The sequence below is a fragment of the Pseudomonas rossensis genome, from assembly GCF_039888995.1.
Classification (GTDB): domain Bacteria; phylum Pseudomonadota; class Gammaproteobacteria; order Pseudomonadales; family Pseudomonadaceae; genus Aquipseudomonas; species Aquipseudomonas rossensis.
The window spans coordinates 1-11,116 of sequence record NZ_JBBWCB010000160.1; the positions used below are offsets into that span (position 1 = coordinate 1).

At 59.8% G+C, this 11,116-nt stretch carries 10 protein-coding genes; 4 read left to right on the forward strand and 6 right to left on the reverse strand.

Features of this window, described 5'->3' with window-relative positions; all coding sequences use genetic code 11:
* Window positions 1-90: 90 nt before the first annotated feature.
* Window positions 91-408: a carboxymuconolactone decarboxylase family protein gene (locus WLY71_RS26670; RefSeq protein ID WP_347805934.1), complete on the forward strand. Its 318-nt coding sequence runs from the start codon at window positions 91-93 to the stop codon at window positions 406-408.
* A gap of 106 nt (window positions 409-514) precedes the next feature.
* Here the strand turns inward: WLY71_RS26670 and yghX are convergent, their stop codons facing one another.
* Window positions 515-1,402, reverse strand: a complete 888-nt coding sequence (yghX, locus tag WLY71_RS26675; RefSeq protein ID WP_347805935.1) for a YghX family hydrolase — start codon at window positions 1,400-1,402, stop codon at window positions 515-517.
* A gap of 409 nt (window positions 1,403-1,811) precedes the next feature.
* Between yghX and WLY71_RS26680 the strand changes: the two genes are divergently transcribed.
* On the forward strand, window positions 1,812-3,341 hold the full coding sequence (locus tag WLY71_RS26680) for an MFS transporter (RefSeq protein WP_347805936.1): 1,530 nt from the start codon (window positions 1,812-1,814) through the stop codon (window positions 3,339-3,341).
* A 70-nt stretch (window positions 3,342-3,411) separates the two neighbouring features.
* On the opposite strand, the gene WLY71_RS26685 is transcribed toward WLY71_RS26680, so the two are convergent.
* The 5 genes from WLY71_RS26685 to WLY71_RS26705 all read right to left on the reverse strand — a co-directional run bounded on the left by WLY71_RS26685 (window position 3,412) and on the right by WLY71_RS26705 (window position 9,641).
* A complete protein-coding gene (locus WLY71_RS26685; protein WP_008157093.1) occupies window positions 3,412-3,813 on the reverse strand; it encodes a heme-binding protein in 402 nt (133 codons plus the stop codon).
* Window positions 3,814-3,833: 20 nt separating this feature from the next.
* Window positions 3,834-5,051: a glycolate oxidase subunit GlcF gene (glcF, locus tag WLY71_RS26690; RefSeq protein ID WP_347805937.1), complete on the reverse strand. Its 1,218-nt coding sequence runs from the start codon at window positions 5,049-5,051 to the stop codon at window positions 3,834-3,836.
* A gap of 3 nt (window positions 5,052-5,054) precedes the next feature.
* Window positions 5,055-6,119 (reverse strand): glycolate oxidase subunit GlcE, encoded by a 1,065-nt coding sequence (glcE, locus tag WLY71_RS26695; RefSeq protein ID WP_347805938.1) that lies wholly within the window; start codon window positions 6,117-6,119, stop codon window positions 5,055-5,057.
* Window positions 6,119-7,618 carry a glycolate oxidase subunit GlcD gene (glcD, locus tag WLY71_RS26700; RefSeq protein WP_347805939.1) on the reverse strand — a complete coding sequence of 500 codons (1,500 nt, stop codon included), beginning with the start codon at window positions 7,616-7,618 and terminating at the stop codon, window positions 6,119-6,121. Before glcD ends, glcE begins: the two co-directional genes overlap by 1 nt.
* A gap of 259 nt (window positions 7,619-7,877) precedes the next feature.
* Window positions 7,878-9,641: an L-lactate permease gene (locus tag WLY71_RS26705; RefSeq protein ID WP_347805940.1), complete on the reverse strand. Its 1,764-nt coding sequence runs from the start codon at window positions 9,639-9,641 to the stop codon at window positions 7,878-7,880.
* 172 nt (window positions 9,642-9,813) lie between these two features.
* Here WLY71_RS26705 and WLY71_RS26710 point away from each other — a divergent pair, with 172 nt between their 5' ends.
* Together WLY71_RS26710 and WLY71_RS26720 are read left to right on the forward strand one after the other, a co-directional pair.
* Entirely contained in the window at window positions 9,814-10,050 is a 237-nt protein-coding gene (locus WLY71_RS26710; protein WP_347805941.1) for a hypothetical protein, read from the forward strand.
* Window positions 10,051-10,780: 730 nt separating this feature from the next.
* A partial coding sequence (locus tag WLY71_RS26720) for a cupin domain-containing protein (protein WP_347805942.1) occupies window positions 10,781-11,116 on the forward strand: 336 nt, incomplete at its 3' end.

The window sequence follows — 11,116 nt, forward strand, 5'->3', positions numbered from 1 at the left end:
CTGCTGCAGTGTGCAAGTTTCGGAAATCGCAGCCTGATGACTCGGGCGCAAAGGCGAGAACTGATCGCCCTACAACGCGAGGAAACAAACATGGCAAAGAAGAAAGAGCACAACACGTACCGACGTCTCGAACAGCAGTACCCGGATTACCTGGCCGCAGTGGAGGCCTTGGGTACGGCGGTGCGTCATACCGGCCCACTGGAAGAGATCGTTGTTCAGCTGATCCAGCTCGGTGCCGCGGCGGCCATCCGTTCTGAGGGCGCGGTGCACAGTCATACCCGACGGGCACTGGAGGCGGGCGCTACGCCAGAGCAGATCCGTCACACACTGATCTCACTGACCAGCACGATCGGTTTCCCCACCGTCGTCGCGGCTATCAGTTGGGCGGATGATGTGATTGAGACGTGAACGAGGTCTGTTGAGCCGCGTTTGAGCACCTGGCTTGTCAGCTTTTCGAAGCCCTCCATTCATGCGGAATCTGGCAACAGTGTCAAAGCAGACTTCAGCTTCACCACTAAGCCAGATACCGCCGAAACCATCCGAGCGTCCGGTCCCAGGCCAGCCTGGCCGCGGCGTCATCGTATCGAGGCGTGGAGTCGTTATGGAAACCATGGTTGGCGCCGGGGTAAATGTAGGCTTCATACGTCTTGCCCGCAGCTTTCAGTGCCTTCTCATAGGCGGGCCAGCCTTCGTTGATGCGCGTATCCAGTTCGCCGTAGTGCAGCATCACCGGCGCCTTGATTCGGGCGACATCCTTGGCTTCTGGCTGGCGGCCATAAAAGGACACGGCAGCCCCCAGCTCCGGATAGGCGACGGCCGCGGCATTGGTCACACCGCCGCCGTAACAAAACCCGGTGATGCCGACTTTTCCGGTGGTCGCGTCATGCTTCATCAGCCATTCGATGGCGGCGAAAAAATCGTTCATGAGCATTTCAGGGTCGACGGTCGCCTGCAGCTCCCGGCCTTTGTCGTCGTTGCCGGGATAACCGCCCAGCGACGTCAGGCCATCAGGGGCGAGGGCGATGAACCCTGCCTTGGCCACACGCCGCGCGACATCTTCAATGTACGGGTTGAGCCCGCGGTTCTCATGCACAACCACCACCGCCGGCACCTTGCCGGTGGCTTTCGCCGGGCGCACCAGATAGCCACGGACTTGCCCGTTGCCCTTGGGGGAGGGATAGGTGATGTATTCGGCAACGATGTCCGGGTCGGTAAATTCAACCTGCTCGGCGAGTGCATAATTCGGACTCAGGGTCGCGAGGAGCGCGCTGGCCGTCAAGCCGCCCAAGGTGAACAACGCCGCTCGATCCAGAAACTCTCGCCGGTTGATCTTGCCGTGGGCGTAGTAGTCGTACAGTTCGAGCAGTTCCGGAGCAAAGTCTTTCGCAGTGAGACGGGTCATCTGTGCGCTTCCTCTTGGGCGGGTCGATTGCTCTGTCGGTTGGACAGGGTGAGCGATACCTAACGAGCGTAGCCGCTCACAAACAAAAGAGGCCTCGAAGACTGGGTGAAAACGCGGAGAGGGTGACTCAAGCAAACGCCAGAGATTGTTTAGGGCGCTTGCTTTTGGGGGCAGACGGAAAAGGGCGTTCAGCCCATCAGTGCCATCAAACAATATGAAACAAATAGCCGATTGAGTTGTGATGTAACGAAATTATAGAAGTGTTCAGCTTTCCCGCGAGAAAAGTAATTTTTTCTTACGTTGAAAGTTGCTTTCTTAAACCCTCGCCATGGAGGTGCGCAGGGTTCGTTTCACGGAAGCATTGAAAAATGTCCTGTGATTTTTTTGAGGTAATAAGGAGCTTGGAGCAATGGCGTTAATAAGCGAGACAGCGCAACACAGAGCAAAATCAAAACGTCGGTCAGCCCTAAGCGTGCTGATGCTGCCAGTACTACTGGTGACCGTAGACAATACGGTGCTTGGATTCGCGTTACCAAAGATTGCCGAGGCCCTGAGTCCGAGCGCTAGTCAGCAGTTATGGATGATCGATGCCTATTCGCTGGTATTGGCGGGATTGCTGGTGTCGATGGGCAGTCTGGGCGATCGAATCGGTCATCGAAAGTTGTTACTGGCCGGGTCTTTGGGTTTTGTCGTTGTGTCGGTACTGACCGCCTATTCCCATACGGCCATGCAACTGATTGCCGGGCGAGCTTGCATGGGGGTTTTCGGTGCGATGTTGATGCCCTCGACGTTGGCATTGATACGTTCGGTGTTTCTGGATCGAGAGGAGCGCAGAGTCGCTGTCGCGATCTGGGCAACAACGCTGACGGTAGGATCAGCACTCGGTCCTTTGGTCGGTGGGGTTTTGCTGGAGTTTTTCAGCTGGGGGGCGATTTTCCTATTGGCGATACCCGTATTGGTGCCGTTGTTGGTATTGGGACCGGTGTTGTTGCCCGAGTCCGAGAAAGACTGTTCAGGGCCACTGGATCCGCTAAGCATCCTGCAATCGATGGTTGCCCTCAGTGCCATCGTTTATGGCATTAAACACAGCGCCAGTAATGGACTCGACTGGATGGCGCTGACAGCATTTGTAATCGGCATGGTTGCTGGGTGGATGTTTGTGCATCGGCAGTTACGTCTGCCTGTGCCGCTGATGGACCTGAGCCTGTTCCGAAGTGGCACCTTTAGCGGCTCCGTACTCATCAATCTGATGAGCCTCGCGTTCCTCGTCGGCTTTGTATTCTTCACCACTCAGTTCTTACAGATCGTCCTTCAGATGTCACCGTTGAATGCGAGCTTTGCGTTAGTACCTGGTCAGATCATGGCGATCGTAGTGGGAATGGCCGTCGTGCCTGTAGCGCGGCGAGTACCGGTGCATGTGCTGGTACCGATTCTGATGGCGTTTGCCGGGGCGGCGTTTTTGCTGGTCGCCAGCATCGGCAGCAGCCTGACCGTTCTGGTGGTGGCTTTTGCCTTGCTGAACATCGGCGTGGGCGCGATCGCGACGGTCTCCAACGATGTGATTTTGTCGGCTGCACCACCGGAAAAGGCGGGTGCGGCGTCGGCCATTAGTGAAACAGCCTATGAAGTGGGTGTAGTTTTGGGGACGACGGTGCTCGGTGGTCTCGTTACTGCCTACTATCGCGGTGCATTGCAGCTGCCGGGCTTTTTGAGCGAGGTGCAGACGATGCTGGCGAGTGAGACGCTATCGGGTGCTAATCATGTAGCGGTGCAGTTGTCGCAAGATCAAGCACAAGCGCTGATGACGCAGGCGGGAAGTGCATTCGAGGGTGGAATTAATCTGGTTTCGTGGGTGACGTTCGGCTTGGCACTCATGGCGATTTTAATTGCCTGGCGCGCTCTGCGGATACCGAAGGCGAAACTTGCTGAAGGGCAGTGATCGAAAACGAACGTCGGGCCGTTTATCACACGGCCCGACCATTTCAGCGCTCAGCTCAAATCAGTTCGGCTCAGTTCAGGCATTGCGCCCCGGCCTTGGCCACTTGTGCGTCCTGCTCGGCTTTGACACCGGACACCCCGACCGCGCCGATCACCTGGCCATCGACGATGATCGGCACGCCGCCCTCAAGGGACGTCAGCAATGGCGCGGACAAAAAGGCGTGGCGCCCGCCATTGACCATCTCTTCATAACCTTTGGATTCGCGCCGACCCAGGGCTGAGGTGCGGGCCTTTTCGGTGGCGATGTAGGCGCCAATCGGAGCGCAACCGTCGAGGCGTTCGAGGGCCAGGGGATGGCCGCCGTCATCGACAATCACGATGGTCACGGCCCATTGGTTGTTCTGCGCTTCGGTGCGTGCCGCCGCGAGGATTTGGCTGACTTCTGTCTGGCTCAGTACGGCTTTGCTTTTCATGGGGATTCTCCAGTACTCGGTTAGGGCAAGGCGGCTTCAACCAGTTCGATCCAGTGCCTGACAGGGGTTCGGCCCGCACCGTCGAGGTGGGACTGACAGCCGATATTGGCCGTGACAATGACTTCGGGATGTCCGCTTTCCAGCGCATTGAGCTTGTTGTCGCGCAGTTGCCGGGACAGTTCGGGTTGGGTCAGCGAATAGGTGCCCGCCGAGCCGCAGCACAGGTGACTGTCGGCAACATACGTGAGGTTGAAGCCCAGACTCGTCAGAATCGCTTCAACCGCACCGCCCAGTTTCTGCGCGTGCTGCAAGGTGCAGGGGCAATGAAAGGCCAGGCGCTGGGCACTATGGATACCGAGCTTTTCCAGCGGCTCGTCGCGCAGCACTTCGACCAGATCCTTGGCCAGCGCACTGACCTTTTTCGCCTTCTCGGCATAGGCCGGGTCGGTGCGGAGCAGGTGACCATAGTCTTTGATGAAGGCGCCGCAACCGCTGGCGGTTTGCACGATGGCCTCGGCGCCGTTTTCAATGCTCGGCCACCACGCGTCAATGTTGCGACGGGCGCGGTCCAGGCCGGCCGCCTGAGCGTCGAGGTGATAATCCACGGCGCCGCAACAGCCCGCCTCGCGGGTCGGCGTGACGCTGATCCCCAGTCGATCCAGGACTCGGGCGGCGGCCGCGTTGGTATTGGGCGACAGACTCGGTTGCACGCAGCCTTCGAGCATCAGCACCTGCCGGGTGTGGCGAGTGATCGGGCGCGGCTTGGCCGGATAGACGTGGCGAGGCAGCTTTATCTGCAAGGTGTTGGGCAACAACGCCCGGAACATCTGGCCGCTGCTGACCAGCCCTTTGAACAGCGCAGGATTGGGGACGACGCTGCGCAGTCCTTCACGCAACAAGCGCTGACCGAGCGGGCGCGGCACCGCCGCATCGACCACCGCCCGGCCGATGTCCAGCAAGTTGTGGTAGTCGACGCCGGAAGGGCAGGTGGTTTCGCAGTTACGACACGACAGGCAGCGATCCAGGTGTAGTTGGGTCTTTTGCGTGACTTCGTTGCCCTCCAGCACCTGTTTGATCAGGTAGATGCGGCCCCGCGGTCCATCCAGTTCATCGCCCAGCAATTGATAGGTCGGGCACGTGGCATTGCAGAAACCGCAGTGCACGCAGGTGCGCAGGATGCTTTCGGCTTCTTCGGCGCGGGGCAGTTGGCGGGCGTGTTCGCTCAAGGTGGTCTGCATGGGTCAAAGCTCCGCGTACAGGCGCCCGGGGTTGAAGATGCCCCGGGGATCGAGTTGTAGCTTCAGGCTGCGGTGGTAGCGCATCAGCGCTGCGGGCAGTGGTTGAAATGGACTGTCGATCAGGCCACGGGTGTAGCAGGTCACATGCCCGCCGACTTCTTCCACGATCGAGCGAATGAACGTTGCCTCCGCGTCGGATTTGAGCCAGGTTTGTGCACCGCCCCAATCGAGCAGCTGACGGCCGGGCAGGGAAAGCCGAGGCGTGTTGTGAGGGACGGACAGGCGCCAAAGTGCCTGGTCCTCATCGAAGAAGCTCAATCGATGTTCGTTGAGATCATCCCAATATGAAGCGTCCAGCAACTCGCCGCCGAGTCGGTCATGAGCCGCCGCCACCGAGCCTTCGCCCCCCTCAAGCCGCAGGTGCAGGCGCTGCCCATCGTGGCACGCGGCGCTGATCGGCAGCGGCTGCTGGCCCCATTCGGCGAGGCGCGGCAAGGCGCGATCGCTGTCCATTTCAAGACTGATGCTTAAAGCTTGACGCGGCTTGGGCAGGACCTTGAGCGAGACTTCGGTGACCACGCCGAGCGAGCCATAGCTGCCAGCCATCAAGCGCGACAGGTCGTAGCCGGCGACGTTTTTCATGACTTCGCCACCGAAGCGTAAATGCTTGCCATGACCGGTGATGACGCGGGTGCCCAGGACGAAGTCCCTGACGGAGCCGGACCAGGGGCGCCGTGGTCCCGACAGCCCACTGGCGATCATGCCGCCGACAGTCGCGCCGTCGCCGAAGGAGGGCGGTTCGCAGGGCAACATCTGCTGCGCCGCGTCCAACACTTCAGCCAGTTCTGCCAACGGGGTGCCGCAGCGGGCGGTGATCACCAGCTCGGTCGGATCGTAGCTGACGATGCCTCGGTGGCTGCGCGTGTCGAGCACTTCGCCCGCCACGATGCGCCCAAGAAACGCCTTGCTGTTGGAGCCTTGAATGCGCAACGGCGTGGCGTTTTGCATCGCCTGGTTGACCTGTTCCAGCAGCGAGGCGCTGTCGTCGAAATCGTGTTCGCTGCGCATCAGAAACGCTCCAGTTCAGGGAAGGGCATCTGACCCAAATGAACGTGCATGGCGCCAAACTCGGCGCAGCGGTGCAGCGTCGGTATGTTCTTGCCAGGGTTGAGTAAGCCGCTCGGATCGAAGGCAGCTTTGACGGCATGGAACACGGTCAGCTCATCGCTATTGAACTGCGCACACATCTGATTGATTTTCTCCCGCCCCACGCCGTGTTCACCGGTAATGCTGCCGCCGACCTTCACGCACAATTCGAGGATCTTGCCGCCCAGGGCTTCGGCGCGATCGAGCTCACCCGGTTGGTTGGCATCGAACAGAATCAGTGGGTGCATGTTGCCGTCTCCGGCGTGGAAAACGTTGGCCACCCGCAGGTCGAACTCGGCCGACAACGCGGCAATCGCGTGCAGCACGCCGGGCAACTCGCGGCGCGGGATCGTCCCGTCCATGCAGTAATAATCCGGTGAGAGACGGCCCACCGCCGGAAAGGCATTCTTGCGCCCGGCCCAGAAGCGCACGCGTTCGGCTTCATCGCGGGCCTGGCGCACTTCGGTGGCGCCGGCCTGTTCCAGCACCTGGCGCACGCGGTCGCAGTCATCATGAACGTCGGCTTCAACGCCATCGAGTTCGCACAGCAGAATGGCTTCGGCGTCGACCGGATAACCGGCGTGGATAAAGTCTTCGGCGGCGCGAATGGCCAGGTTGTCCATCATCTCCAGACCGCCGGGGATGATGCCGGCGGCAATAATGTCACCCACCGCGCGGCCAGCCTTCTCGACGGAATCGAACGCTGCCAGCAGCACTTTCGCGGTCTGGGGTTTGGGCAGCAGTTTGACCGTGACCTCGGTGATGACACCGAGCATGCCTTCGGAACCGGTGAACAACGCCAGCAGATCGAAGCCCGGAGAATCGAGCGCCTGCGAACCCAAGCTCAGGTGTTCGCCATCGACGGTGAGGATGTCGACCTTGAGCAGGTTGTGCACGGTCAGCCCGTACTTCAGGCAATGCACGCCACCGGCGTTTTCCGCCACATTACCGCCGATTGAACAAGCGATCTGCGAGGAAGGGTCCGGCGCGTAATACAAACCAAACGGCGCGGCTGCCTGGGAAATCGCCAGATTGCGCACCCCTGGTTGGACCCGAGCCGTGCGGGCGGCGGGGTCGATGTGCAGAATAGAATTGAAACGCGCCATCACCAGCAGCACGCCTTTTTCCAGCGGCAATGCACCGCCAGACAAACCCGTGCCGGCACCGCGGGCGACCACCGCGACCTGCCGCTCATGGCAGAGCCGAAGCACGCCTTGCACCTCGTCGATGTGGCGCGGCAGCACCACCAGCATGGGCGTGGTGCGGTAAGCAGAAAGTCCGTCGCATTCGTACGGGTTGAGCTCTTCCTGTTGATGCAGGACTTCCAGATCCGGCCACTGCGTGTGCAGGGCTTGCAGCAGGGCGGTTTTGTCGACGTCAGGCAGGACGCCGTCGACGCGTTCATCGTAGAGAATGTTCATAGTCGGTTGGCGACCCTCAGTTGTTTTTATAGGAGGTCTGTATCCGTTTACCATTGACTTTCATCATTGGCCTGGGGCGTTCTACTGTCTATGTGTTGTTGGCTGGTCGAACCAGTTTTCGGTTCGAAGGTTCGAGCAACGCTGCGACTTGGGGGGGGGCGTAAAGCTTGCTGATCACTTAAAGAAGTCATGAGTCAGTGAGAGTCCTGCCGCCATGCCCAAACGATGACCCCAGGCATGGCTGACAGGTTTGCGTCAATCAATGCCCGCCCACAACCATACTGCTGAACGGCTCCACATACGCCTGCAACGTCACCAAACCACCGACCAGAATGGCCAGGATGATCGAGTGGAAAAACACATAACGCAGGATTTCCCCTTCATGCCCGTACCAGCGGGTGGCGGTGGAGGCCACCACGATCGACTGCGCGTCGACCATCTTGCCCATGACCCCGCCGGAACTGTTGGCGGCAGCCATCAGCACCGGGCTGATCCCCAACTGCTCGGCGGTCACCCGTTGCAAGCCGCCGAACAGCACGTTGGACGCCGTGTCCGAGCCGGTCAACGCCACGCCGAGCCAGCCGAGCAGGGTGCCGAACATGGGGTAGAAGATGCCCGTCGCGGCGAAGGCCAGGCCCATGGTGGCGTCCAGGCCCGAGTAGCGGGTGAGGAAGCCCAGGGCGAGCATCGCCACGATAGTAATCAACGAGTAACGCACCAACCAGATCGTTCGCAGGTAATGGTGGATCAACTGCGGGATGGAGTAACCCATCAGCAACCCGCCGAGGATCGCCGACAACAGGATGCCGCTACCGGTGGCGGTGAACCAGTTGAACTTGTAGATCGCCTCTTCGGTTTTCGGCGCAGGCACCACCGGTGGAACCTTCTCGATCTGCTGGTGAATGGTGGTGAAGGTCAGCGTCGGGGCGAAAATCGGGTTGGCTTCGCGCATCGGTTTGCCTTGCGGGTCGAGTTTGGCCGAGCTGGTCGCCGGATCGATCGCCGCGCGAGTATCGAACATGTTTTTGAAGCTCTGGGTGCCCCAGGCGAACACAAAGATCGTGAGGATGATCCAAGGCATCCAGGCGCGCATCACCGCCGAGCGGTTTTCGCTGTTGAAGGTGGCGGTCGCCGTGGGTTGTACGTCGTGCTCATCGTCGATCTTTGAGTTGTCTACCCGCCCTGACAGCGCGGCGGAGGTATGGATGGTGGCCGGTTTCCAGACCTTGATGAAACCGGTCAGGCAGGCCATGGAAATCAGCGCGGCGATCACGTCCACCAGCATTGGCCCGTGATAGTTGGAAACGATGAACTGCGGCACGGCAAAACTGACCCCGGCCACCAGAATCGCCGGCCAGATTTCCAGCATCTTGCGCCAGCCGGCGAAGGCCCAGATCAACCAGAACGGCACGATCACCGAGAAGAACGGTAATTGCCGGCCGACCATCATCGACAGTTCCATTTCTTCCAGCCCGGTCACCTTGGCCAGGGTAATGATCGGCGTGCCCAGCGCACCGAATGCCACGGGCGCGGTGTTGGCGATCAACGCCAGGCCAGACGCGGCCAGAGGCGAGAAGCCCAACCCGATCAGAATCGCCCCGGTCACCGCCACCGGTGTGCCGAATCCGGCAGCCCCTTCGAAGAAAGCACCGAAGCAGAAGGCAATCAGCAGCAATTGCAGGCGTCGATCGTCGGTGATGCGCGCGAGGGAATCCTGCAGTACTTTGAACGAGCCGTTCTCGGTGGTCAGCCGATGCAGGAAGATGATGTTAAGCACAATCCAGCCAATGGGCAGCAAGCCGTTGGCGGCGCCGTACAGTGCGGCCGAGCCGGCCATGTTCGCCGGCATGCCGAAGGCGAAGATCGCGATCAGCAGCGCAGACGCCAGGGCCATCAATGCGGCCAGATGCGCCTTGATATGGAAAAACGCCAGGGCTGCCAGCATCACCACGACCGGCACTGCTGCCATGAGGGTTGAAAGTATCGGGTTGCCGAACGGATCGTAGATTTGCTGCCAGACCATGTTCCACCTCTGCTTTTTATTGTTGGGAGTGCAGACCCCGTGGGGGCGGTGGCTTCTAGTATAGGTGGCATTACGCCGCTGTCCTGGCAGGCCTTTTAGTGGGCCGCACTGAGCTAACATGGCCAATGGGTAAATGCGCTACTCGGACTTCAACGACGGGAGAAATGCAGCCATGACTGAACGCCATATGCACCACAAGGAAACGCTGTCCAACGGATGCAAGATCGAGGTCAAAGCCGAGATATTGAAGGACGGCTCACTGGGGATGTTCATCGGTGTTTACCGGCCGGACGGCACGGCCATTTTTGAGGATCACGATCCAAAACCGCATCTGCTGGACATGGAGGCCGCCTTGGATTGGGGTATCGAAACGGCGAGAGACGTCGGTAACAGCCAAAGAACGCTATAAGCCCTGGCTCTGGCACCCACATGTACAAGGCGATAACCACCATGAAGAAAGAGCAGGTCGGTGCAAAAGAAGAAGAGGGAGGAGATTGGCCTCTCAGCGGATAGACGCGAGAATCAAGGAACTGGAAGATTGGCGGGGGGTTCCAGAATGGTCGCACGCCGGAATCATCTGCACCGGTGAGACGTACAAGCAGGTTCCAAGGGCGCCTCGCTGGAAGACCCTTCAGGCCCGCACTGGCGATAGCATCTTTCCATCCTGCCGCGCTTCCCACAGGTCAAAATCGTTCTAAAAAAGCCTGCCTTGCGCTTTGGACTTTGTACTACTCTTGAAGTTGTAGGTGAAGACGCAGACTGATGCGCAAGCGGATGGCGAGGAAACGTGGGGCGCGTTCCGAAGGGTACACGGTTAGAAAGATCTCCGCGCTGAGATCCAGCCCTTATGCCGTGTGAAGCAGGACAGCACAAAACTGTTCTGTGGGAGTCCTGATAAACCTTGTAAGCCGGAGACCAGCACCGGCCACCTACTCGATTTACAAAGCCCGCCTTGTGCGGGCTTTTTCGTGTCCGCAGGAAACGTTTGTATCGGAACGTATCCGGTGCGCCTTCAGCTAACTCCGCATACAAATCCAAGGCATCTCGACACTTGCGCGATACACGGCGGCCTCCAAATAGAGCCACCGCATCCGCGGCAAGCTCCGCGCGCATTCCCGCGCACTGATTGGAGAAATGCCATGTCCCGTTTCAACCACCGTATCTCCGCTGGCATGCTCGGCGTCGCCGTTACCGCGGCACTCACCGCCTTCGCGGGCTTCTCTCAAGCACAAGAGGCGCCACCGGTAAAAAGCTGGCAGGCGGGTCTTCACCGCACCGATCTGCTGCGCCAGGATCTCGACGTCGCCGGGCGTGAGGTGATCCAGGTTCGCGTTGATTTCGAACCGGGTGTGGTGTCCCCCAAGCATTCGCATCCCGGGGTGGAAGTGGCCTACGTGATTGAGGGCACGTTTGAATATCAACTCGAAGGTCAGCCTCCTGTAACGCTCAAGGCTGGCGATTCCTTGTACATCCCC